At 68.4% G+C, this 24,651-nt stretch carries 16 protein-coding genes; 4 read left to right on the forward strand and 12 right to left on the reverse strand.

Annotation, left to right across the window (positions count from 1 at the left end):
- Positions 1–56: 56 nt before the first annotated feature.
- The 3 genes from AQJ84_RS06825 to AQJ84_RS06835 are packed head-to-tail and all read right to left on the reverse strand — an operon-like array spanning position 57 to position 4,576.
- The gene (locus AQJ84_RS06825) at positions 57–1,694 is read right to left on the reverse strand and encodes a hypothetical protein (protein WP_128092174.1); all 1,638 of its coding nucleotides are present in this window, start codon (positions 1,692–1,694) and stop codon (positions 57–59) included.
- A 45-nt stretch (positions 1,695–1,739) separates the two neighbouring features.
- Positions 1,740–2,129, reverse strand: a complete 390-nt coding sequence (locus AQJ84_RS06830) for a hypothetical protein (RefSeq protein WP_051869430.1) — start codon at positions 2,127–2,129, stop codon at positions 1,740–1,742.
- Positions 2,129–4,576: an ATP-binding protein gene (locus AQJ84_RS06835; protein WP_053191610.1), complete on the reverse strand. Its 2,448-nt coding sequence runs from the start codon at positions 4,574–4,576 to the stop codon at positions 2,129–2,131. The genes AQJ84_RS06830 and AQJ84_RS06835 overlap by 1 nt, the downstream gene beginning before the upstream one ends.
- 216 nt (positions 4,577–4,792) lie before the next feature.
- Between AQJ84_RS06835 and AQJ84_RS06840 the strand changes: the two genes are divergently transcribed.
- Together AQJ84_RS06840 and AQJ84_RS06845 are read left to right on the forward strand one after the other, a co-directional pair.
- Positions 4,793–5,974, forward strand: a complete 1,182-nt coding sequence (locus AQJ84_RS06840) for a helix-turn-helix domain-containing protein (protein ID WP_030037730.1) — start codon at positions 4,793–4,795, stop codon at positions 5,972–5,974.
- Complete coding sequence (locus tag AQJ84_RS06845) at positions 5,971–6,516, forward strand: hypothetical protein (RefSeq protein WP_030037729.1); 546 nt, start codon at positions 5,971–5,973, stop codon at positions 6,514–6,516. Before AQJ84_RS06840 ends, AQJ84_RS06845 begins: the two co-directional genes overlap by 4 nt.
- 46 nt (positions 6,517–6,562) lie before the next feature.
- Here AQJ84_RS06845 and AQJ84_RS06850 read toward each other — a convergent pair whose 3' ends face one another.
- The 6 genes from AQJ84_RS06850 to AQJ84_RS06875 form a co-directional block, all read right to left on the reverse strand.
- Complete coding sequence (locus tag AQJ84_RS06850) at positions 6,563–9,940, reverse strand: type ISP restriction/modification enzyme (RefSeq protein ID WP_053191612.1); 3,378 nt, start codon at positions 9,938–9,940, stop codon at positions 6,563–6,565.
- A gap of 105 nt (positions 9,941–10,045) precedes the next feature.
- Entirely contained in the window at positions 10,046–10,477 is a 432-nt protein-coding gene (locus tag AQJ84_RS06855; RefSeq protein ID WP_030037726.1) for a hypothetical protein, read from the reverse strand.
- Positions 10,470–11,456 (reverse strand): hypothetical protein, encoded by a 987-nt coding sequence (locus AQJ84_RS06860; protein ID WP_030037725.1) that lies wholly within the window; start codon positions 11,454–11,456, stop codon positions 10,470–10,472. Before AQJ84_RS06860 ends, AQJ84_RS06855 begins: the two co-directional genes overlap by 8 nt.
- Before the next feature lie 91 nt (positions 11,457–11,547).
- Positions 11,548–13,893 (reverse strand): competence protein CoiA family protein, encoded by a 2,346-nt coding sequence (locus AQJ84_RS06865; RefSeq protein WP_053191614.1) that lies wholly within the window; start codon positions 13,891–13,893, stop codon positions 11,548–11,550.
- Position 13,894: 1 nt separating this feature from the next.
- Positions 13,895–15,187, reverse strand: a complete 1,293-nt coding sequence (locus AQJ84_RS06870) for a PIN-like domain-containing protein (protein ID WP_030037722.1) — start codon at positions 15,185–15,187, stop codon at positions 13,895–13,897.
- A gap of 117 nt (positions 15,188–15,304) precedes the next feature.
- Positions 15,305–15,763, reverse strand: a complete 459-nt coding sequence (locus tag AQJ84_RS06875) for an ATP-binding protein (RefSeq protein ID WP_037801858.1) — start codon at positions 15,761–15,763, stop codon at positions 15,305–15,307.
- 167 nt (positions 15,764–15,930) lie between these two features.
- Between AQJ84_RS06875 and AQJ84_RS06880 the strand changes: the two genes are divergently transcribed.
- A complete protein-coding gene (locus AQJ84_RS06880; RefSeq protein ID WP_030037720.1) occupies positions 15,931–16,800 on the forward strand; it encodes a helix-turn-helix domain-containing protein in 870 nt (289 codons plus the stop codon).
- The gene (locus AQJ84_RS06885) at positions 16,797–16,982 is read left to right on the forward strand and encodes a DUF397 domain-containing protein (protein WP_030037719.1); all 186 of its coding nucleotides are present in this window, start codon (positions 16,797–16,799) and stop codon (positions 16,980–16,982) included. Before AQJ84_RS06880 ends, AQJ84_RS06885 begins: the two co-directional genes overlap by 4 nt.
- Positions 16,983–17,011: 29 nt before the next feature.
- Here AQJ84_RS06885 and AQJ84_RS06890 read toward each other — a convergent pair whose 3' ends face one another.
- Genes AQJ84_RS06890 through AQJ84_RS06900 form a run of 3 tightly spaced genes read right to left on the reverse strand, consistent with a single transcriptional unit; the run spans position 17,012 to position 24,648 of the window.
- Positions 17,012–17,503: a hypothetical protein gene (locus AQJ84_RS06890; RefSeq protein WP_030037718.1), complete on the reverse strand. Its 492-nt coding sequence runs from the start codon at positions 17,501–17,503 to the stop codon at positions 17,012–17,014.
- A 27-nt stretch (positions 17,504–17,530) separates the two neighbouring features.
- A complete protein-coding gene (locus AQJ84_RS06895; protein ID WP_053191619.1) occupies positions 17,531–21,712 on the reverse strand; it encodes an Eco57I restriction-modification methylase domain-containing protein in 4,182 nt (1,393 codons plus the stop codon).
- Positions 21,712–24,648, reverse strand: coding sequence for a DEAD/DEAH box helicase (locus AQJ84_RS06900; RefSeq protein ID WP_030037715.1), 2,937 nt, complete (start codon positions 24,646–24,648; stop codon positions 21,712–21,714). The genes AQJ84_RS06895 and AQJ84_RS06900 overlap by 1 nt, the downstream gene beginning before the upstream one ends.
- Between the last annotated feature and the right edge of the window lie 3 nt (positions 24,649–24,651).

The raw sequence follows: 24,651 nt of genomic DNA on the forward strand, positions 1-24,651 counted from the left end.
TCTTTTCGTGAGGGTATGGCCTCGGCCGCCCCCGGGAGAAGGGGGTTCCTGGCCGATCACGTCAGCGTGTTTGTCAGGTGCGGCCCGATGTATCCGATGTAGATCCCGTGCTCGGTGCGGGCCCCGTCGTGGTAGTGGAGCCGTGGCGCGATGGTGTTGCCACCACCGACCCGCACATGGGCGCCCATGAAGACCTTCCGTGCCGGGTCCACCACGTCGGGCACCGGGAAGGTGCGCTCCCTGCGCCAGGCGGAGTTCGTCTTCACGGACTTGGACTCGTCCCGCACGATCTTCCGTGGTGAGATCGTGCGTGCCCCGGTCGGGGCGTCCGCGCACCACTGCCTGAAGTCGCGGTCGGTGTGCCCCGAGGCGGCGGCCTCGGCGAAGTCCCGGAGCGCCAGCAGAGCGTCCCAGGTCATGCGTACCCAGGAGGACCCGTAGGCCTGTGCGTCGAGTTCGAGGGCGATCTTGCGGGAGCCGGTGAAGTGCAGAAGGGGCAGGTCGCCCATGCGGTCGAGGAGTTCCTCGAAGGACTCCGGGGCGTCCTCCGGCGTGCTGACGGGGGTGTAGGCGGCCGCTCCGGCGCCCAGGGTTACCAGCTGTTTCTGCAGAGCGATCAACTGCCTGCGGGCCGTGTGCAGTTCACGGTACTGCTCGTCGTACTCGGCGACGAGCAGGGTCTCGTTGTCCTCGGCCTTGCGCAGCTCGTACTTCAGGTCACGGATCTCGTCGGCCCGTACTCGCTGTTCCCGGCCGGCCTCCTCCAGGATCTCCAGGAGCGCGTGGTTCTCGTCACGCAGTCGCTCCAGCTCGGGCGCCTCGGAGTCGCCCCGGGTACGGGCCCGCATGACCGGGACGGAGTCGAACTCGGCGGGCAGCGGGGTGCGCGCGGCCAGCCGCTGGGGCAGTTGGGCGAGGATGCGCCTGGCCCGGTCGGGCCGTTCGGCGAGCAGGCGGCGGGACATCACCCGGTGCCGCTGCCCGTCGGCGGGCCACGCCGGGTCGACTCCGGGCAGGTAGGTACGGACACCGCCGCCGTAGACCCGGTGGTACTCCAGCGCGCGGTTGAAGAGGGGCTCCGCCTCGGGGGCGAGGACGTAGAGGACGGCGAGTCCGGCCAGGGGGCGCACCAGCGGGTCCAAGGTGCCTTCGAGCCAACTGTCGAAAGCGACGCCGTACGGTGTACTGGCCACGACGATCGGCAGGCGCCGCGTCTCGTCGCACAGCTCGTCGACGACGTCGTCGACGTCCTCGGCCTCGATGACCTGGGGCTGGGCCATGACGTCGGCCAGGCCGTCCCGCGCGTCCAGGACGCTCAGGAGGCTGCCCGCGAGCCGGGGTGTCTTGGCCGGTACGGGCAGCGCCTCAGGGGCGTCCGGAAGGTGCTCGACGTCCAGCTGGACCCGGGTCGGTCCGTCTCCGGACTGGCGGATCAGCACGGTGGTCTGCCAGGTCCCGTCGGGCGCGGTCTCCCGGAGCCGCCAGCGGCCGTACGCTCCCGAAGTCCCCGTGGCGGAGTCGTGGTCGAGGGTCACGCCGCGGGCTATCTCGTTGCGGCCCTCGGCGAAGGCGGCGATGTCGTAGCTCTTCGGCGGTTCCTTCAGCCACTGCCGGAGCTGGCCATCGACCTGAGCGCCTGTGGTGACGTAGTCCAGTCCGCTGGTGACGACCATGCGATAGCGACGGGTGTCCAAGGGAGTTCCTCACGGTCCTGGGTGTGGATTGCCGGGATGCACGGGCTACGGGGCCGGGGCCTGGTCAGGGCCGATGCCCAGGGCCTTGAGGAGGCCGTTGACCTCCAGCAGGCGGATGCGGATCTCCGCCGGGGCGGGAGGAAGTTCGTACGTCCGGTAGTGGCAGGCCGCACTGAGCGCCGACCAGGTGGTGCGGCACCTGCGGGCGGTGTCGGAGCCCGCGTACCACTCCAGGCACAGCATGCGGTGCTTGCCGATCCACGTCATCGACGGCGTGACACGCAGCCAGTAGGAGTCCAGGGCCTGGTCGAGCGCCATGCGCAGCAGTACCGCGGCGGCACGGGCGCGCAGGCCGGGAGAGAGTGTCTGGGCGGTTCCGGGTTCGGGCAGAAGGAGCCGGCCGGCGGCGGCCACGAGCGCTTCCGGGGACGACATCACCGGCGGCCCTCCTCGCCCTGGACGCCCCCGCTGCGCAGGATCGCCATGGCCAGCGCCTTGGTGCGTCGCACCAGGTCCTTGCGGTCGTCGACCGTCGGCAGCGACGCATGCGCCCCCGAGTTGAAGGCCTCGACCAGCGTCCAGCCGCCCGGGCAGAGCCGCTCGACCGTCTCCCGGGAGTGCCGCCGCTCGTCGCCGAGCAGGGCGAGGGAGACGTAGGTCTTGGTGCGGTCCAGTGTCGCCACCCGCTCCTCCACGGCCCGCAGGCCGAGTCCGTGCTCGTCGCGGAGGCGGCGCCGCGCGGTCGCAAGGCAGGCCGCCTCCACCGCCACCCGGCACATGGCGGGCAGCACGTGATCGGCCACGTCCTGCGGGAGGTTCGGGTCCAGGGAGATGGCCCGAGCCTCCGCGAGCGCCTGCTCCACCGGGTCGGTGAGGGTCTCCACGCCCACCACCGAGTCGGTCTGCCGGGTGATGCGCAGAACGGTCGCCTTGATGCCGAGATGGACGATGGCCTGCTGCAGCCGGGTGTCGTGGGTGAAGACGACCACCTGCCGGTCCTTCGCACACGCGTCCAGGACCCGGGCCAGCCCCTCGACCTTCTCGGGGTCCATGGACTGCACCGGGTCGTCGATGACGAGGAATCCGAAAGGACTGCCGGCGTGCGTGGCGCGCGGGAGGAACAGGGACAGCGCGAGGGAGTGGAGCTCACCCTGGCTCATCACGCTGTAGGCGGGGGCCGACATGTCGTCCACGGAGACGTCCAGTTCGACGCGACCGCGGCCGGGCGTGCCTGCGAGGGTGACGGATCCGAGGGTGACGCTGCTGTGCTCGCACAGCTGCTGCCACACCCCCTGGGACCGGGCGGCGAACGGCCGCAGCCGCTCGTCCCGCAGGTCGTCGATGATCGGTCGCAACCAGGTGCGCGCCTTGCGCGCGTGCCCGAGCCGGACGCGCGCTGCCTCGGCCGCCTCCGCCGCGCCCACCCATTCGGCGAGCCGCACAGCCGTCGGCTGCCAGGCCCCGTCGTGGTCGGTGAGACGTCCGGCAGCCTCCTCCCGGATCTGACGGCAGGCGTCGTCCAGGGCGACCGCGGCCCGCTCGGCGCGGTCGGCCAGTTCCCGGGGGTGGGCGATGTCGCGGCACACGACCCACTCCCGCCAGACCGTGACGAGCGCCGTGCTCTCGCCGCGCAGCCACACCGGAACCGGCTGGACGAGATCGTGGACGGCCCGCACCGAGACCGACACGGCCTGCCGGGCCGCTTCGGCGCCGACGGCCAGCGTCTGGAGCCGCTCCACCTCGGCCCGCGCCTGCTCGGCCCAGGCCCGGTCGAGTCGGCTCTCGCCTCCGCAGACCGGGCAGTCCTCGCTCTCGGACCGGCGTCGGTGGTCCAGGGCCGCCGCCAGCAGGCAGGCCAGGCGGCGGGCGTCCTCGGCGCTGCCGTACCGCGCCTCCTCGGCCTCGACGGCGGCCTCCCGCAGCCGGGCGACGGCCCCCTGAACCTCCACCAGGTCCGGCCCGGCCAGGCTTGCGTACTGACGCAGCCGGGCCAGCTCGCCCTCAGCCGCAGGGGAACGGCTCTCCAGCAACGCCCGGACCCGTGCGAGATCGGGCTTGGTCCCGGACAACGCCTCGGCCGCCTCACGGGCCCTGTCGTCGTCGAGCTCGGCCAGCTCCTCGATCAGCTTCGCGGTGAGCGCCTTCTTGTGGTCGACCACCTGGCCGCACTCGCCCACGACGTCCTTGACCCGCCCGTCGATCTCGGCGAGCAGTTCAAGCCCGAGAAGCTTGAAGAAGGCGTCGTGCAACCCGCCGAGCGTGCCGTTGATCATCGAACCGAGTTCGCTGTACGGCAGGAAGGGCCGGGCCAGGTCCATCGCCGCGGCGTCGACGACCTCTTCCAGCCTCCGCTCCGAGCCGTCCGCCCCCATGACCCGCGTGCGCGCCTCGTCGACCTTGGCGCCGTACCAGGTCCGCCGCACGGTGACGGGCTCACCCCGCTCACCCACCGTCAGCTCGACGCAGACCTCCGGCGTGATGTCGGGGCTGTGCAGATTGCGCCAGCCGCCTTGCCAGTCGCGGGCCCGCCGCCCCTCCCACCGCGAGTTGCGGCCCGTCAGCGCCGTCTCGGCGGCCTCGGCGAAGCTCGACTTGCCGGAGCCGTTGGGACCGGCGACGACCACCAGGCCGGGCCCCGGAGGCAGTTCGAGCGTCTTCCGGGGTCCCACACCGCGCCAGCCGGCCGCGGTGATGGAGCGCAGCTGGACCTGCTCGGTCCGCACTCCGCTACTCCTGACCGTGTCCTCGGGGAGCAGCTCACGCAGCAGCTCCCGCGCGCCCTGTGTGAGATCGGGATCGTCCAGGCGGGCCAGGAGCAGGTCGCGGAGGGAGCCGGGCGCGTCGGCGGACGGCTCGCGGGACACGGGGCGCTGCTCGGTCATGCTCTGCTCCTTGTGCCTGGCGCGGCCCGGGATCGCAGGTGCGCCATGTGAGGCTGACGTGTTTGCATCTTGAGCATGATGGAAGCTCGTTAGCGTCGTCAACGTACTTTTGGAATTGGTGAACTCGAATTTGTGTACACATGTCGAATGTGAATGCTTCTCTGGCCTCGGACGGGCCGTGTTGCGATTTTCGCAACCCGCTCATATGGTGGACTCATGGGTGAATCCGTGATCGACCGTGTACACAAGGTGATGGAGGCGGCCTCGGTCAGTCAGGCGGTGTTCGCCGAGACCATCGGGCTGACACCCGACAAGGTGTCGAAGTCTCTCGGTGGAGTGCGGCGGTTCACCTCCTTGGACCTGGCCCGGATCGCGGAGTTCGGCAACACCACGGTCGACTGGCTGCTGACGGGCAGGGAGCCGCTGCGCCCCGACTTCGCGGCCCGTACGAGCTCGCCGGCGGTCGACGAGCACGGCCGAGGAAGACTGAACGACCTTCTTGAGCGGTTCACGACGGCGTACGAGGTGATCGATCTCCTCGGCCGGTCGCCCCGGTTGCCGGAGCTGCCCGCTGTCCGCTCGGACCTCAAGCGCTACGTCGATCAGGGCGTGGCCCTGGCGGACGATGCACTCGCCCGACTCGCCGACGTGGGCTCACCGACGGTGGACGGCCTAGACACCGCCGATCTGCTTCAGGCCATGGAGCGGGCCTTCGGTGTCGACGTGGCGAAGATCAGGTTGCCGGACGGAGTCGACGGCGCGGCCTGGCAGGCAGACGGATTCCGACTCATCATGATCGCCGGCACCGGTGTGCCGACCCGTCAGCGCTTCACCCTCGCCCATGAGCTCGGGCACATCCTGGCCAGGGATGCTCAGGACCTGCTGACGGAGACCCAGCTGTCCCCGGGGCATCAGAAGAACCTGACGGAGGTACGCGCCAACGTGTTCGCGGCCAACCTCCTGATGCCCAGGAGCGAGATCGGACGGGTGATACAGGAAGGCGAGCTGACGGATGAGCGGCTCACCTCGCTGGTCGTGCGGTTCCAGGTGTCTCCCAGTGCTCTCGCGGCGCGGCTCGTGCAGTTGGACGTGATCGCCCCGGAGACGGCGAACAGGCTGCGGGGGCTCACGACGCAGAACTGTCACTGGCTGAAGGGGCAGGGCGATCTCTTCGAGGCCCACAAGACCTGGTCGCAGACCCATCGACTGCCTTTCCGGCCCGCCCAGTTGCTCTACGAGGCATATCTGGCCGGGGACACCACCCTGCGCCCGCTCGCCGCGTACACGGGCTTGGGCGCGGACAGGATGCGCGAGCTACTCGAACCAGAACCGGCCCCACAGGACGAGGCACCCGCCGGCGCCGAAGTGGACGAAGGCGACGTGGTCTTCCAGCCATGACGCGCCACAGCTGGTTCCCCGACAACACGGTGCTGTGCAACTTCGCCGCCGTCGACCGTCTGAGCCTCCTGGAGAAGGTCCTTGACAGCCGCGGCCGTTGGACGCAGGCCGTCGCGGCCGAGGCTGAGCAGTCGAGGCGGCACTGGCCGAAGCTCGGGCAGGTGACCGACGGTGGCTGGCTCGGTGAGCCCATCGAGATCGACAGTCCTGCCGAGATCGCCCTGGTGGACCGCATACGCCGGGTCGTGTTCGCCGGTTCCTCGTCCCGGCCGCTGCAACATCTCGGGGAGGCGGAGACGCTCGTCGTCATCGAACACCGCGGGGGATTCGCACAGTCCGTGTGGATCACCGACGACGGCGAGGCGGGGCACTACGCACGCCGCAAGGGCATCTGCGTCAAAGACACCGTCGACATCATGCGCGAAGCCGTCGTGGGGGGTCTTGTCACGGCGGACGACGGTCACGGGCTCCTGCTGGAGATGCAACGGGCGGGACGTCACCTGCGGGGTGTTCCGCACAGGTCGGTGGATCTGCTGCGCTGAGGTTCGTAGCGGCCCTTCGACTGGCCCTTGAGGGAACGGTCCTGGGTCAGTTCGGGAAGTCGAGGCTCTCCTGACCAGGCCCAGGGCTGCGCCGGGACAGCCGTGGTGGCTTCGGTTCCTTGGACGCGTATGCAGGTATGGGCAGGATGCCCTCGTCCCGGAGGTCGTCGGTGGTGATGAGCGGCCCCTTGCTCACAGCGTCCAAAAGCCGGGCCTGCCGGGGTTCGAGGGCGACGAGAAGCCCGAGCGCGTTGATGAGGGCCAACAGGTCGACGGTCCACCGGTCAGGCCAGGTCGCAGGCAGGATGTCGTTCAACGGGGTCTGTCGTTCCACGTCCGGCTTGCGCTTGCGGAAGCTGAACCACTTGCGGATCACCTGCACCCCGCCGATCCGGTAGTCCCAGACTTCCGGCGCCACCGGACGTATGCAGCCCGTGCCCACCGTGAGGGTTCGCGTGGCCGCGTCGTAGGAGATGTCCTCGGGTAAACCGTCGCCCTCTCCGATCATGACGACGCATTCCGGTTGTTCCTCCGGGGGGAGCCTCGGGATCGATCCAGGCGAACTGTCGTGGTGGGAGGCGAAGCGCTGGCCGTACGTGTGGATCCACACCGTGCGCCTGCCCACCTCCACGACTTCCGCCCATAGAGCCGGGTCGCGCGTCATAGGGATACGTGCACCCCGCTCGGCGAGGTTCGCGGCGAAGAGGCGGGTGTAGCCGCTGTGGCCGGCTGTTCCCGCGATGTACGCGAAGAGGTCCTCGGCGGTGACCGGCACGCCGTGCGTTTTGGTGAGCAACCGCAGCAGGCCAGGGGTCACGTTTGGTTCAGCCTGGTGGGGGTGGCGGTAGAGAGGGGCGACGCGGCCGCCTTCGGTTCCTTTGAAGTGGTGCATGTCGGGAAGGAGCGCGGTGAACCCGACCGCTGGGCCGACGCGTCCCGACTCGGTATGGAGCTCGGAGAGGTAGATCTGGCGTCGATCGTTGTGCGCGAACCACAAGGCCGGTCGTGGAAAGTCGATCACTCGCCTGTCCGCGATGATGTACTGCCTGTCGAAGGTCATCCGGCCATAGGGAACGATGACCGGCACCGTCTCCTTCTCCGTAGCGAGGCTGTCCCTTTCCTGCTGCCCGGGCAGCGGTGGTTCCGGCTTGTCCGGATGGCGGTCTCTGGTGGATTTCAGCAGTGCGGCCTTGTCCTGCGCCGGGGCTTGGACGAGCCTGCGCCACCGGCTCTCCAGGACGTCCCGGCTGGGTGAGACAGGCCAGTTACGGTTGTTCTTGTTGCCGGAACTCGTCCAGGGCAGCAGGGCGTCCACCGGGGGCATTGCCGACCACTCGGAGTCGGACGTGACGTGAAAAGGCGCGGTCCACTGTGTGGGGCAGAGTTGCCAGGAGGTCCCGTTGCGATGGCCGTCGAGGCCAAGCCCTTCCAGCCAGTCGAACTTCTCCTCGCGTGTGCCCGCCGGGACGTCGAGTCGCCAGACTCGCGCCGGTGTACCCGAGTCCGGGGCGCCATGGCGGACGAACACGGCGATGCAGATCTCCCGCTTGACGCCCTGGAAGACACGGGTGCGCGTGTCGGAGTAGGCGCCCTCGGGGGAGAGGCCGATGATCCAGCCCTCGTCGGCGGCCTCGCGCAGGTAGTGGCGCATGCCGGCGGCGCCCTCACTGTCCAGGAACCCGGAGTTGGTGATGAGGGCGACGACCCCGCTGGGCGCCTTCGGCGCGCCCGCAGCCGTCAGCTGGTCGAAGACCTTCCAGGTGGACCATGCCCAGAAGTAGACGTAGAGGTTGTCGAGTGCGTATCCGACGCGTCCGTTGTCCTCGGGATGGAAGCGGGCGAGGATCGGGCCCTGGTCGTTGGGGTTGCCCTCGGTGACCCAACGTCCGACGCCCGACTGTCTGGCACCCCGCAGGTAGGGCGGATTGCCGATGACGACCATGACCTTCTCGTCCGCCTTGATCCTGTTCGCCATACGGCGGTGACGGGCGATCGCCTCGTACATCAGGCCCAGGTGGTGCTCGACGGAGGGGTCGTCGAGTGTGTCCGCCACCAGAAGCCTCGGCGGGCGGCCCGTGACATCGGCGTCGTGGGACTGGAAGGCGTGGTGCACACGGAGTTCGGCCACCGCGTACGGCCCGGTCTGTTTCTCCAGACCGACGAGCCGGCCTGAAAGATCCCGGAGGAGTCCGGACTTCAGAGGCCCGCGGTACTTCAGTGACAGGTGCTTGGCGACGTGGTCGATGATGTTGATGAGGAAGGTCCCGGTGCCCATGGCCGGGTCGACCACGGTGACGTCCTCGCTTCCGTACCCGTCCTCCTGGCCGAGCCGGTCTCGCAGTATCTCGTCCGTGAAACCGACCATGAAGCGGACGACCTCGCCGGGTGTGTAGTACGTCCCTGTTCGCCGTCGCAGTTCCGGGTCGTAGGCGTTCAGGAAGCCCTCGTAGAGGTGGAGGTAGGCGTCTCCGGACTCGTCCTTGAACATGTCGGGGTCGACGGCCGATATGACGTCGATGAGCGGGTCGATGATGCCCTGCAGATCGATGAGGGCCTCGTCCGTCAGTACCGCCAGTGCCTTGCCCATCAAGGAGTGCCGCTTCCCTAATCGGATCGCGACATCGGGGAGGGAGAGCTTGTTCAGGTCGATGCGCTCAAGGCGGGCCAGCAGGATGGCGAAGGTCAGCGTCTGGCTGTAATGGTCCGCGAACTCCTCCGGGCGGGCGTCGGGGAAGAGCAGGTCCTTCCAGTTCCCGGCCAGGATCGAGAACGCTGCCTCGGCCTCTCCGTGATCCTCGCGGGTGAGACGTTCGGTGACCTCGTCGCGCAGCAGGGCGCAGAGTCCCGCGATGCGCCTGACCAGTTCATCGATGCTGCCGTGGGTGATGGGTGCCGGTGTGAAGAAGTACGTGAGAGCGCGTTCGAACCCGCCGTCCGCGACGACGAGTTGGCGATTGCCGGACTCCAGGTCTCCAACGAGCTCGCCGGTAGGGCCGACTTGGACGCCGAAACGGTAGACCGCCCACCTGTACCCGTCGGTGTACAGGACGTTGTGGAGCGCCTTGATCTTCTCCCACTGCTTCCGGTCGTGGTGCTTCACGGACCACTTCTCCGGATCCACCCCTCTGCCCGGCTGCTTCAGCTCGACGTGCCCGATGGTTCTGCCGCCGCAGGCGATGGCGAAGTCAGGCCGAATCCCGAGTTCTTTGACACGGCTCTGGCCATGAGCGATGAGCTTGAGACGTTGCCGCCACGCCATGCCGCGCAGCAGTTGCTCCACCGGCGCGGTGAGGCTCTCCTCCTTGCTGCTGACGGCCCCGGCGGGACCTTGCAGCTTGGCCCTGACCTCCTGGCCGAACCGGGCGACGAGGTCCGCGACCGGTCCGGCGGTGCCCTTTCCTGTCCAGACGTCCCCTCGTGACATCGGCCTGCCCCCCAAGGCTGCGTCCACACAGGTGATCAGACCCATACAGAATGCCCATGTCAGCGCAAGCGGCAAACGCCAGTGTCACGTCTCAAGTTGTTGGGGCTACAGCTCCCATACTTGATCCGGGTCGTCCAGCGCCGCCCGGATCTGGGAGAGATCTCCGACATCCGCGAGCGGTGAAGTCTTGGCGATGTCGACGATTCCGCGCACGACCGTGTGCAGGACCTCGCCGTTGCCCTCGTCGAGTGCCCTGTCGAGGCGGGTGAACATTTCCTCGAAGACGGTGCGTCGTTCCGCGAATGCCTGTGTGAAGTAGTCCTTGAGGACGGATTCGGCGGCCCGGATCCGAGCGACCTCTGTGGCCTCGTAGGTCTCGAGCCGGGCTCTCTTGGTGCTCTCGACCTCGTGGATGTGGATGCACTCGCGCGCGGCTTCGACGATCTGGTTCAGCGCGGCGAAGCCGTCCATCGCCCGGACGGAGCCCCTGGCCGCGTTGACGACTTTGCCGACATGCACCTTGGGTTGGTCAGCCATCCTGAGTCTCCTCGATCAAGGGTCTATACCTGATGGTGAGGTTCGCGCTGCGTTCCTCGACCATGCCTTCGGCGTCGACGATCGGAGTCGCCGCCACGTCGCGGACCGCCATGACCAGAGCCATGGCCCGCTGGAAGCGCGCGGCGTGCCTCGGCGGATCGAACGGCTCGGACTCCAGAAGCTCCAGTGCCTGAAGGGCTCGGGAGGTGAGGTCCGTGAGGAGCCCACGCAGCTCTGCGGCGCGGGCGTCGACGCCCTTGAGATGAGCGTCCGTCGCGTCAAGTGTGGCGACCTCCAGGGCGATTCGCGCCTCGAACTCCCTCGCACGGGTGATCGCCTTGGTGCCTTGGCCCTTGAGGACCAGTCCACCGACGAGCAGCCCGGGGCCGATGGTGACGAAGTTGAGTGCCGCGGCTCCCAGGGCCATCCCGCCGCCGCCCGATGCAAGCGACCCACCGCCCAGGAAGGCGAGGAGCGCGCTCTCGGCCGCGGCGCCCGACAGACCGGAGATCGCCGCTCCGGTGCTCGCGACTCCGAAACTGCCGGCTGCCGCCACGACCCCTGTGCCCGCCCCCGCTCCGGCCACGGCGGATCCGAGAACCCCGCCGATCCATGCCGCCGCGTCGACATCGAGGCTGCGCAGCCCGGGGATCTCGGTCACGGTGACGTCGACGCCGTCCACCAGCAACCGCTCGCTCTCGCGTACCTGTCGCTCATGACGGCGCAGGAAGTCGCCCATGCGTACGACGACCTCGACAAGCGCCCGCCCTTGCTGCTCGCCCAGCGCCGCGAGCGCGGCGTTCGTCGCTGCCCGGGCGTCCTCGGTCTGGGCTCGGCGTAGCTCGTACTCCCGACTCGCCTCCTTGTGCCGGTCCTTCGAGCGCTTGAGGTCGTGGGCGCCTTTGCCGCCGAGGACGGCACCGCCACCGCCGGTCGCCACGCCGACGCCGATGAGGATGACGGGTATGAAGAACGGCATGATCCCCCCGATGTGCCCCCCGTTTGCACTTCAAGCATGACGGTGGATTGTTAGCTATGTCAACAGACTTCCGCCTGGCGACGATTCGGTCTCACGTTCGTTCCTTCGAGCCCTCGGTGGTGTCGGCGGCAGCGCTGTACGCCGCGAACGCCCGGGCCTGTTCCGTCTTCCGGAGCTGACCCAGTTCGATGGGGCGCAGGCCGTGGGGTCGTCCGACGTGTTTGAGGATGCTGTCGAAGTACGGGACGGGAGTGTGCTCGGAGGCGACGACAAGGGAGGACAGCAACACACCGTAGACGGGAGGGCTGTCGACGGATACGAGGATCGCTTCCCTGGCCCGGTCTGTGAGTTCCGTCGGCTTGAGGCCGGCGGCAGCGGCGAGCGTGTGCCAGCCCACGCAGACCTGACGTCGGGCGGCGTCGATGAGTGCCCGACGCACGGCCACGACCACGGCTGCCTTGGTGGTCCCGAGCTTGGACCAGCGCACCCGGTCCGCCGCGGTGGCGCGGTCGGCGGAGGTGGTCCCGGTCGCGGGGACGGCTTGCGAACCCCGCGCGTACGCATGGTCCATGGCTTCCCGCCAGGCCGCCTCCACGGTCGGAACGGCGGCGTCGGGCTTCCAGCCCAACTGGGCCAGCACGTCGCCGAAGAACGGGGCCGGGCCTGGGGTCTGGCCGTCCGCCTTCACCAGGGCCGACAGCATGCGGCGACCGGGAGCGTACGACCGGTCCACGGCGACCAGCAGCCGGACACGGTCCTGATCCGACAACGTGGACGGCGAGACGCGCTGCTTCTTGAGCAGGGTTGACCACTTGATGATGCCGTGGCTCCGAGCCACGACTTCCAGATGCTCGCGGATCCGGGCCACGAGCCGCTCCTCGTTGAGTATCTGATCGTTGCCGGTTTCCGTCTTCGGCGGGCCGGTCGAGGGCTGCTCCCGTGCGGGTGTCGGCCCCGCGAGGGCGAGGGTGTAGGCGGTTTTTCGCTCGCGCTCCCAGATCTCCGTCACCCTCGACTCGGACAGGTCCGATCTCCAGCCGAGGCCGGCGAGGACTTTGGCGAAGTGCGGGGCGGGCGCGTCCGGCTCGATGGCAGATGTGACGAGGGCCGACAGTACGGGCTTGCCGACGGCTCGGGGGTGGTCCACCGCGGTGAGAAGGCGGACGCGTTCTTCCAGTGTGATGTCGCCGGGTGCCGCTCCCGCGTGGCTCAGGAGGGTCTCCCAGTCGATGAGGTCGTGAGCGCGGGCGACGATGTCGAGCCTTGAGCGGAGGACGTGGACCGTCTCGGCCTCATCGAGGGGGAGGGAGCGGCGTGTTGAGGCGGACGGCTCGTTCGGCGTGAGGGTTGGCGGGGGCGGCGCGGGTGGCGGGGATCCCGGGCGCAGTCCCGGCCAGCGAGCGTCGGTCTGCTGGGGCAGGGGTGAGGCGCCGTCGGCGCGTATGAGCCAGGCGGGCTCGGAGGGGGCCACTTCGGTGAGCGGTACGAGGTGGGCGGAGGAGTAGATGACGTGGAGTTGGTGAGGAGGCGGGGCAGGGTGAGCGTGCGGCAGGGAGATCCGCGCGCGGACGACGGCCGAGCCGATCGGCTGGACTTCGGCCTCGTAGAGACGGATGGCGGTGCCGTCGAGGTGGGGGCGCGGTGCCGGGAGTTCGGTCGCAGCGGTGAAGGCGACAGTGCCCGGAGCGAGAGGGAAGGCCACGGGCGTAGGGATGGGCACGGGAGTGCTGCTCGCAGGCGGTTCGGCTTCGAGGCGAGGTGTGATGATCCCGTCGTCCGACATGTGGCACTCGGTGATTCCCGACCACGCGAGGCTGTTGTCCGGGTACTGCGTGCCGACGTACACCTCACGAGTCTCGCGCTCCGTTCGGCAAGAGACGCGCAATGCATACCCGGCGGCGTCCACCTCGTTGTGCGAGAGCCCGCAGTAGGGGCCGTAAGCCCAGTGGACGTGGGTGTGCCGGTCGGCGAGGCGTTCGCGGGTCTCCTGCCATTCGCGGAGGGTGAGGCGGGCCAACTGGACCCGGACGAGCCGGGATCGACCCTGGCCGAACCGGACCTCGACGGCTCCACCGTGGACCGAGCCGGGTTCCAGATACGTCACTTCGGCGTCCTGGTACCCCTGCCGCAGCAGCCAGCGCCGTAGCGCCTGTCCGATGTACAGGTGGTCGGCGCTGGCCTCACCGGTCTCCGTGCGGCGGCAGTGCACCGGAGGCCGGTGCGCGAAGTGGCACTTCTTCTCCGTGTACCGCTTCGGAGTCAGCTTCCTGCCGCAGCCACCGAGCAGGACGCCACAGTAGAAGTCGTCGCGGGTTCGGCCACGCATGAAGCGGTCGAAGTCGTCGTGGTCGTACGGCAGGAAGACGGGCCAGTCGGAATCGGCCTGGCCGATGACGGCGGTCTGGACCTTGCGGGTGTCCTCGTCCTCGAACGGCATGTCAGTCCTCGGCGTCGTCCGCCAGCTCGTTGACCAGGGGCACCAGAAGAGGGTCGACGGAGAATCCGGAAGCCTTCATCTCGCCCGGCTCGTAGCGGGTTTCCAGGACGGAGACCGCCGACTCGGGGATCTTTCCGAGCTGACGGAGCTGGCCGGTGATGCGCTTGACGGGGCGGGTGAAGCCTCTGAGGGTGCGGTCGTCGTCGTAGTCGCAGATCTCGTAGACACTCAGGGCGCTCGCGAAGCCGTTCATCTCGGCGGCGTACCTGATGACGTCGACACGGTTCTGGTAGCCCTCGTACGCCAGGCGGTCGAAGAGCTCGCCGAGCGCCACGGCCGACCAGCCGCCGTGCTTGTCCTCCGTCCCGATCCGCTCGACCCGTTCGATGTCCTCGACCGACCCTTCCCGGAGGTTGAACTTCAGAATCGGTGCGGCGACTTCGAGGAAGCGCTTGGGAGTGAGCATCAGGAGCCGACCGCCGCCACGGGCCTTGAGCTCCGCGGTGAGTTCCGGCCGGGGCCCGCGACTGAAGCCCCGCTCCTTGCGCCACCAGTCCTCCTTGCCGTCCGCGGTCACGAACAACACGTCGCACTTGCGGCGAGCGGCCCCCCGGAGGATCTGCTCCCAGACGAGGAAGTCGCCCGACGCCCCGTCTCCGTCCTTGCTCCGGTCCATGTAGCCCGGGGGAATGCGCTTCTCGACCCGGCGCATCCCTTCCTTCACGGCCTTCTCGTGATCTTCCGGACTGAGGCGGGCTCCGACGCGCCCTGCCAGCGCGGGCTCCAGGCGGGCGATCACCGGATCGGTGCTCGTGTCGGGCGTGATGTTCTGCCATTCACCCTCACCGACGTTGACGATCGTGTCCTGGACGTCGTCGAACACCTCGGAGAGCTGCGTGCGGAGCCTGTCGAACTCCCCGTCGGGCAGGGCGACATGGTTGGCCCAGGTGCGCAAGGTTTTCACCGCCTGAGCCCCATGCCCGGCCATGTCTTCCGCGGCCTTCGTCCCCGTCGACCGCGCGTCACCGATGGTGCCTTCGCGGTTCCGCCAGAACTCCACGAGCACCTGGTGGGGCACCCAGAGCCGGTCGTCCAGCGCGCCGAGAGCCTGGAGAAGGTCGGTCCGTGCCTGTCCCGTGTACCGGTAGAGGTTCAGCAGGACATTGGCGTACGGGGCGACGAGGCCGCCTGTGAGGACGTCCGTGAAGTCGTCGGTGGTCGGGGTCCTGAATGCCCCGAAGTCGTCGAAGAGGCCACGGACGTTGTCCGCGCCCGACGTTGCGTCGTCGCCCACCGCTGCCCCCGTCGGTCACTCGCGCGCCGGACCACCCCACCCGTTCGCCGGCGCATGCGAGGCGACCATAACGCTTCAGGAGCGGTGCGAGGCAGTGAAACTGGGGACTTTTCTCGATCAACGGTGATCGTGGGAGTCGGCGGGGCGGTCTTCGAGTTCCGCCCAGACGGTCTTGCCGCCGGGCGGGTGCGGCTCTGTGCCCCAATGGTCGGCGAGCGCGGTGACGATGAGGAGGCCGCGGCCTGATTCCGCCTCCTCCGGATCGGCCGCCGTGGTGAGTACGGGAATGTGGTCGCCCCGCGCGTCGCTGACCGCGATGCGGAGGGTGCCGGCCACGGTGTCGAGCGTGAGCGCCAGGCGGAAGTCACGGCCCGGGACCCGGCCGTGTAGGGCCGCGTTGGCGGCGAGTTCGGCGACGACCTGCTCGGCGCGTTCTGTGACGGCGAGGGGCGTATCCCAAGTGCGGAGCTGCTCGGTGGTGAGCAGTCGGGCCAGCCGGGCGCCGCGGCGGGTGGGGGACAGGAGCAGGGCGAACGTGCGTACGGGTGCCGGGAGTTGGGGTGTGAGCGGCTTCATGGGGCCACGGTGGCGGGCGCGCGGGCGTGTTCTCCAGGGGTGCGGCCCGTACGGTGCGTCAGCGTACGGGCACGGTGGGTAGACGGTGCGGCGATCTTGCCGTCACTCTGGGTCCTGTCGATCGCGGGGATGCAATACGGCACGTACGCACCAGGAGGTGGCCGCGGATGACGCATGGCGACGTGAGCGAGTACGACGACGACTTGACGGCCTGCGAGGAGGAGCGGGAACCCGATCCCTCGGACAGTCTGCGGACCTTCGGGGCCGTCGTCCAGGCCCTGCGGGAGCACGCTGGGTTGAGCAGGGTGGAGTTCGCGGATCGGGTGCGGTTTTCCAAACACACCGTGGAGTCGGTGGAGTTGGGGAGGCGGATGCCGGACGAGTCCTTCGTGGAGCGGGCGGAGGAGGCGACCGGGAGCACGGGGGCGTTGCGGAAGGCGGCGCGGTATCTGACGCGGGGGGAGGCGGGGTTGGCGGCGTGGTTCCGACGGTGGGCCAGGCTGGAGAGGGTGGCGGTGAGTCTGTGTACGTATGAGTGCCGGTTGGTGCCGGGGCTTTTGCAGTCGGAGGCGTATGCGCGGGCGGTGTTCGAGGGAACGGTGCCGGTGGCGCCGGATGGTCAACTGGAGGATTTCATGGCCAAACGGATGGAGCGGCAGCGGATGCTGTTCGAGCGGCAGACAACGCCGTTCAGCTTCATTGTTGAGGAGCATGTCTTCCGGCGGCGGTTCGGGGACGTGGAGCGGATGCGGGGGCTGTTCGATCATGTGCTGGAGCTGAGTGCGCCGCGGAATGTGACGTTGCAGGTGGTGCCGTTGGAGGCGGGGATGCATGCGTGTCTGGATGGGCCGCTCCGGCTGCTGGAGACGCCCAAGGGGCAGCGACTTGGGTACTCGGAAGGGCAGCAGAACGGCCGCCTGATCTCCGACCCGAAAGAGGTGAGCCTGCTCTGCCAGCGCTATGACACACTGCGCTCGCAGGCCCTCAATGCCAAGGACTCGCGGGGTCTGTTGGAGCGACTCCGAGGAGAGCTATGAGCACGACGGAACTGGCCTGGTTCAAGTCCAGCTACAGCGGCAGCCAGGGTGACGACTGCGTCGAGGTCGCCGTCACCGGGCAGGCCGTGCACGTGCGGGACTCCAAGGACATTGCGCGCCCCGATTTTGTGGTCCGGCGGGATGGCTGGGCGCGGTTCGTGCGGTACGCGGCTGGTAGCTGACGCATGTATGAGGCGTGCCGGTGGTTCCGTCAGCGGGGCCAGCGGTACGCCTCGACTGTTTCCGCGTAGGGCTTGAGGAGCGGGTGGAGTTCGTTTCGGAGGAGAGCGGCGTCGGCTTCTGGGAGAGGGAGGGAGGCTCGGCGCATACGGATGTTCCAGGACTTTGGGTCAGGGAACACGGTGAGCTGGTGCACGTGATCGCGTAGCGACACGCCTTCCCGGAAGGGGGTGAGGCCGTGGATGGTCAGTTCGCACCCTTCCGTGAAGTTCCGCTCGCCGAAGACGACGGGTTCGGCGAGGGTATGGACCGAGGAGGCCACGGTGGCGTGGCCGAAGACGCGACCGAGATCGCGTTCGGGCCTGCCAAAGCAGCCGCGCGTGGAGTACAGCAACACCTCGTCGCCCGCGTTGATGGCCTGCGCCGCACGCGCCCGGATAGGCGGGAACGCCATTCGTTGCGCGCTGAGCACCCAACTCAGGGCGGTGCGTTCGCTGATGATCACGAGGTGGGTCGTCGGCATGAGTCCACGATATCCGGGTGATCTGCGTCAGGACGGATGACGGAGTCCGTGACCTGGAGGTGGGGTCAGGGGAGAGGTGTAGGTCTCACCGTCGTTGAGGGGCTTCTCCAGGGACAGTCCGGTGCCCGACATACGCTCGTACTCTGTGAGCACGAGGCGCTTGGTTCGGTATTCGCCGAAGTTCCCGATTTCGTTGTGCTTCAGGCCGCCTGACTCCGACTGGAACGTCTCCAGGACGTAGTCGGTGTCCTCGGCCGAGATGCCGTACAGGTGGAAGAAGTACGCGTCCAACTCGGCCCGCAGTTGGGACCGTCGTGCCTCGTCCCAGAGAAACGGCTGGCCCTCGTCGCCCAGGTCGCGGGCGAGGGGCGACATGTCGTAGGCCGTGTAGACGAGTTCTAGGACGCGGGGGAGGAGGAAGGGGACGTGGGGTTCGAGGGTGGTGGGGGTGGGGACGGGGAGTTGTTTCCACACGAACAGCTTCATGTGGGCGTCGCTGATCTTCTGGCGACTTACGAAGTCGAAGACCAGGGAGGACTGGGTGGCCAAGAGTGCGGCCACCAGCGGTGGGGAGACGCGGGGGAGCATCAATGGGTACGTGTGACCCACGGCCGCGCGGGGGAGAAAGGCGGGAATCGCGGTGCGTTCGTTGGTCGACGCAGTGACGTCGCACCAGCCGCACAGCCAATCGCGTTCCCATTTCACCTCATCGAGGCGCATGTTGACACCCGGAACCTTGACGTCCTTGCCGCGGCGGCGGCTCTTGATCGTCCCGCCCTCCTGGACCCAGGCGAGAGGGGTTGCCAAGCGGGCCGGATCCTGAAGTTCCTCGGCGGTCAGATAACTTGGCTGGTTCTGTCGGTTAAGAGCTGTCAGGCTCTTCACCACATCTGCGGCACGGTGATTGAAGAAGTTGACCATCTTGGCTTCGTATAGCGGAAGCATTCGCTCTTCCCCTCGCACAAAGGTATTGCCTTCCAACTGCCAGCCGTCATCTTCCAGCCGTCCGCTCGCGCGGAAGAGGTCGGAGTCGTCGGTCATATGGAACAAGGTTGCTTTGAAGGCCATCTCCCACGGGTTACCGTCTCGGCGGCCTTCGTGCCACAACACGGGCATCCTTCGGTAAATCCCCGTCGTCAAGTTTGCGTCACGTCGGTTCCGGAAGATAGGGAGCGTGCCTGTGTTGGGATTGATGAGAGTGAGGTCCTCGGGACTCAGAGTGAATACGCGCTCAGGATTGTCGAGATCGCCGATGTCGGAGAGAAAGAAACCGTATTGAGCGGCGGGCTCTGGCGCGGCGCGGCCTGTAAGGGAAATCAGGCAAAACTTGTAGCGGGAATCTACGCTCTCAAACCACTTGCCACCCTGCGGTAGGGCTGGACTCTTGGGCCGGCGGTTCTCAAAGTCGAAGAGCGAGACCAGCGCTCCCCGTCGCGTAACATCCGAGAAGAGGTGCTGCGCGCCTGCTGCTGTTGCGATGGCCGTCGGCAGGATCACCCCGAACCGCCCCTGTGATGCCACCAGAGTTGACATACGCTCAGCGAACAGGGTGTCTGTCTGGAGCATGGTGACGCCTTTGACTGTCAATCCCTTTGCGCACAACGGAAAGACCTCCGAGTCCCCCGCAAAATGGAACGTCCCCTTAACAGTCCGGCGCGCCTCCCGATACCGCGCCCCCTCCGCCGGATGCTCCCGCTCCCACTCCACAATCCGCGTCCGCCGAGCCGTCCCCGAGATTGCCGCGATCTCCGGATCGACAACGCTGAAGTACTTCTTGTCCTCGAAGTCGACCTTGTCCCAAGGCGGGTTCCCCACCACGCAAGAGAATCCCCCCGCCCAGCCCGTCGCAGGATCAACCCCCGACGCACCCGTTTCCGACCCCGAACCCTCCTCCGGCACATGGAAAACCTCGGGAAACTCCAGATGCCAGTGGAAGAACGCATACTGATCCCGCAACCGCACGATCTCATCGTGAGTAGACCGCGGAGCCGCATCCCCCTCCGGATCCTCAAGCCCCCGGAACACCTGGTGGGTGATGGCCGGCGGCGCATCCTCCCGCTTCTCCCAGACGAACGCGGCACACCACGCATCGGCACGGTGCAGCATCCGCAGATACTCCGCGGACGTCGACCAGGCCTTGAACGCCTCTTCCTTACGACGTACGTGCACCAGCCTCTGGCCAGGTGCGAACGTGATCCGGCGCAACCCCGTCGCGAAGGCCGTGTTGGCGACCGTCGGCTCCTTCTCCTCCGCCTCAAACAGCAGCCCCTGGCCGGTCCGTTGCTGGTCGTTCTCGTTGAACAGGCGCTTGGCGAAAGCCTCGTCGTCGCCCTCGGTCTTCTTGAACGCGCGGTTGGGGATGCCGTCCTTCATCAGCGTTGGCGTTGCACCGATGAGGCCGTTGCCGTGCTTGACGTGCGCGTCGAGGAAACCGAGTGCGCGCCCCGGCTTCATGGCCTCCAGCCACAGGGACACCTTGGCCAGTTCCACCGCCATGGGGTTGAGATCCACCCCGTAGACACACCGGGCGACGACCTCCTGCATGGCCTCGCTCACCGCATCGCCGGTCGGCTCGGGGAGACGCTCCCGTACCGAGGCGACCCGCTTGGCGATACGACGGGCGGCGCCGACGAGGAAGTGGCCCGAGCCGCAGGCCGGGTCGCAGACCGTCAGGGACAGCAGCTCCTCGACGATCGTCCCGGCGGGGTCAGCAAGGCCCTCGGACCGGGCCCGCTCCTCGCCCCGCACGACAGCGGCGTCAATCACCGGGTTCAGCGTCGAGTCCAGCAGCGTCTCGGTCAGCGCGGACGGGGTGTAGTAACTGCCGGTCTTCTTACGGTCGTTGCCTGCCCGGTCGACCAACTCGAAGGTCCGCTTGCTCGCACTGTGCTTCGGCACCAGCTCCAGCAGCGCCTCGTACACCGACCCCAACTCCTCGGCGCCCATGTGCCGATAGTCGGCTGACCGCCAGCGCCCGGAGTCGGCGTCTCGGACGCGCGCGAGATGACGTACCGCCTCCAGGAAGTACCGGTTGGAGAGCCGGGCGTCGCGCAGAGGCCTGTCAGCCTCCGTCGCGTTGAACAGGCCACCCAGCCCCGGCAGACCCAGCTCCGGCTGTCCCTGTTCGTCACCGAGCGCGGCGAGGATCAACTCAACGGCGGCGTACTGGTCGCTGTGCGCTGTCCCCTGCCTGCGCTGCGAGCGTTCCCGCAGCCGGGCCGTGGAGAAGTACTTGTGGTAGCGGTCGTGAGCCTGCTCGCCGGCCTCGGGGTCCAGCAACGCGCCGCGGTCCTCGGCTACGAACAGGAAGATCAGCCGGTAGACCAGGCGCAGCAGCGCGGACTGGAGTGCCGACGGGTCCAGACCCTCCCGCAAGGCCGTGTTGTCGGGGTGACGCAAGAAGCCCGTGCCGAGGGCTGCCAGGGCTTGCTGGACTCCGTCGCGGTAGTGCTCCAGGGCGCGTGTGCCCGACTCGATGGCCGCCGTGCGCCAGGACTCCAGCCAGCAGGAGGAAGGCGCCGCCCCCTCCGCCACCTCGAACCGCGAGGCGTGCAGCAGCCGGTACAGCAGCACGAACTCGCTGAACAGCTCGCCGTCGAAGATCGCCTCAAGGTCGAACTCGACGTACGACGCCGTGGCGAGCGCGCTGGAGTCCCGGAGCAGGCGGACCTGGCGGCCGTTCGTGAGGGTGCCCCAAAGGTGGGCCTCGGTTCGGTTCAGGCATTCCTGGAGCATCGACTGCGGCGGGACCGTGCCCGCGCCGCCGGGCCGCTTGTCCAGGTTGGCGTTCCAGGCCGCCTGGTGGAACAGGGCGCTGCCCCAGCGATGGGAGACCGGGAACTTCTTCTCCGCGTCGGAGTCCGCCGTAACGCCCGCCGGGCCCACCGCCGTGAGTCGGCCGAAGCCCAGTTCACGCCAGAGGGGAGCCAGCCAGTCGGTGTCGGCGAGACCCGTCGGGTCGGCCGCGGGGACGCCTGTCTCTCGATTCTCCGACAGCCGTGTGCGCAGCTCCCGCCACAGCGGCTTGAGGTACTCCCAGCTGCGTTCCGCCTCGTCCCGCACCGAACGGGAGGACGGCAGGCCGTAGTCGGCGGGCTTGCAGCCGGGGACGTCCTTGCCCTCCGAGATCCGGAGCAGCATGTCGGTGGGAAGCAGTCCTCCGACGGTGTGGACGGACATGAACGCCTGGTTGCGGGTGGTGGCGGACATCAGGCGGACACTCCAGCGGGAACGGAAGCAGCGGCGGGCAGGTAGACGTAGGCGCCGAGGATGTCGGCCGGCTTCTGGGCCGTGACCGACAGACCACGGATGATCTCGCCGGACGCGGTGCGCACCCGGCGGTGGGCGGCGAGCAGCTCGGCCGCCAGTTCGTCGCCGTAGGTCTCCAAATAGCCATTCTTATCCGGCAGTTGATCGAGGATGCGGGTCATCGTCCGCTCCCCGAAGTGCGGGTCGGTGTTGTCCGACGCCGTCGCGTCCAGCAATTCGGCGGCCCGCTCCTGCGGCAGCCACACCGCGTTTCTCGGCGCCCCCTCGAAGGCCAGCAGCCTCGCGTCCTCCGCCACCAGCTGTCGCTCACCGTTCCTCGACGGCAGCGTGAGGTGGAAGCGGTAGCGGATTAGCAGCAGCGTCGTCCTCGTACTCACCGCATCCGTCGTGATCACCCCGCAGCGGCGTGCCGGGCGGGCGCCCTCGGCCTGGGTGTCCAACGCGGCGTTCAGGACATGGGACGCCAGGGCTCCCACCACCGGGTCCGTGCGGACCAGCGCCGCCTCCCCGCGCGTCACGGCGGGGTCGCTGCGGAACGGGATCTCGCGGTCCTTCTCTACCACCTCCGCGCCGACGGTCGATGCGATGGCGTCCCGCAGGCCCGCCGGGGTGCCGCCAACCTGTGCCGTGAAGTCCTCGCCGTCGCCGCGCAGTACGGCGTTCAGGGCGCTCAGGGACTCCCGTACGAACGTCGTGATCTCGCCCGTGCCACCCAGCGCCGCCCGGATGGAGGCGACCTCGCGGGCCACCTCCTCCGGGTGGATCGAGCGTTGCGCAAACCGGGAGCGGGAGGCGCGCTCGCGCTCCGCCGCCGAGTTCCAGTCGCTCTCCAGCTTCTCCGTGCTCACCTTGAAGGCGTCGGCGCTGAAGAGGGCGTCCTGGTCGTCCCGGCCTCGCATCAGCAGCCACTCGACGATCGCGTCCGTGACGCCCGTCGACAGCTCGTCCGGGACCGAGACGGAGATGCCCAAGTCCTTCTTGATCTGACGGTGCTTCTGGATCAGCACCTCCAGGACCTTGCCGTCGATGCCGTTGTCGTCGCCGTACAGGGTGATGACCCGGACCTCGTCGCGGCGCTGACCGTAACGGTCGACGCGGCCCTCGCGCTGGTCGTGGCGAGTGGGGTTCCAGGCCAGGTCGTAGTGGACGACCGAGTCGAAGTGGTGCTGGAGGTTCACACCCTCCGACAGGCAGTCCGTGGCGATCAGCACCCGGCGGGCCGCCGCGTCCGCGCCGGCCTCCGTCGCCAGCTTCTCGATCCGCTCAATGCGCTGCTGCGGTGACAGCTCGCCGGTGACCGCCCTGACAACCGTCTTCGCGCCCAGCGGGCTGCGCTTCTTCTTCTCCGGGTCGTTCTCCAGCTGAGCGGCCAGATACTTGGCCGTCGGGATGTAGCGGCAGAAGACGATCGGGTTGTAGCCGTCCGCCAGCAGCGCCTTGAGGTGCTTGATGAGCGCCTTCAGCTTCAGGTCCTTCTCCGGGCCCTTCAACTGCTCGGCGAGCTCCGCCAGTTCCGCCAAACGCGACTTCACGGGCCCCTCGTCCGTCTCCGCGCCCGGCGCCACGTCCATGCCCTCCAGGGTGTCGCTGTCCGCCGCGTCGCTGTTGAGCGGAGCGCCCAGCTTGTCGGCCTCCTCCGCGCTCGCCGCGATCGCCGCCGCCGAACGCGTCGTCAGCGTCTGCGCGGCCGCCGCCGGCGACGACATCAGCGAGCGCAGCAGCGCGATCGCCGACCACCAGGCGATCCGCGCCTCCCGCTTGCCCTGGCCCCCCGCTTCCTCGACGCGCTCACTCGCGTAGGCGATCGCGTCGTCCAGCAGGGCGCGGTACTCGGGGGAGAGCTTGTACGTCTCGTCCTTGAAGTAGCGGTCCGACGGGAAGGCCGTGCGTTCGGCGAGCGAGTCGTCCGCGAGGCCGTCCTCCTTCGTGAGGTACTGCCTTACGTCCGCCCGCTTGCGCGCCACGAAGTGCTGGGCCAGGAGCTTTCGGCCCGACTCCGACTCCAGGCTCACGTCCGCCAGCTCCGGCTTGACCAAGCCGAGTAGATTGCGGAACGCCGACTCCTTGCCGCTGTGCGGGGTCGCCGTCACCAGCAGCAGATGCCGGTCGGGGTCCTCGGCCACGCGGCGCAACAGCTCGTAGCGCAGCTGGCTCTGCGCGCTCGTGGAGGTGTCGTCGGCGGCCACGCAGGTGTGCGCCTCGTCGACGATCACCAGGTCGGGGCAGTGGCGTACGAAGTCGTCGCGGTGGCGCGGGGACTTGATGTAGTCCGTGGAGACGATCACGTTCGGGTACTTGTCGAACAGGGACTGGCCGAGGTCCAGGCCCCGCTCCAGACGGGAGACCGTCGACGCCAGCACCAGTTCGGCGTCGATGCCGAACTTGCCGCGCAGCTCCTGTTGCCACTGCTCGGCGAGAGCCGGGCTGCACAGCACCGCCAGGCCCGTGGCCTCTCCCTGCGCCAGCATCTCGCTGGCGACAAGGCCTGCCTCGATGGTCTTGCCGATGCCGACGTCGTCCGAGATCAGCATGCGAACGGTCTTCTGGCGCAGCGCCATCAGGAGGGGCACGAGCTGATATGCGCGCGGCTCCACTGCGATGCCCGCCAGCGAGCGGAACGGGCCGGCGCCTGAGCGGAAGCCCACCCGCAATGCAGTGCGCAACAGACCGGCGGCCCGCTGGTCGCCCAGGTCGGACGGCTCGGGTGGGGCGAAGCGGGCCTCCTCGACGGGCTCGAACGGGAGCACCGCCGCGATGTCGTCGTCCGAGCCGCCCAGCGGGCGTAGGACGAGCAGGTCGGGCTGGCTCTCGGGGAGTACCACCCACTCGCGGCCACGGGCCGTCACCAGGGATCCGGCGGAGAACGTGAATGCCATAGC

It is taken from the genome of Streptomyces resistomycificus (genome assembly GCF_001514265.1).
Lineage (GTDB): Bacteria > Actinomycetota > Actinomycetes > Streptomycetales > Streptomycetaceae > Streptomyces > Streptomyces resistomycificus.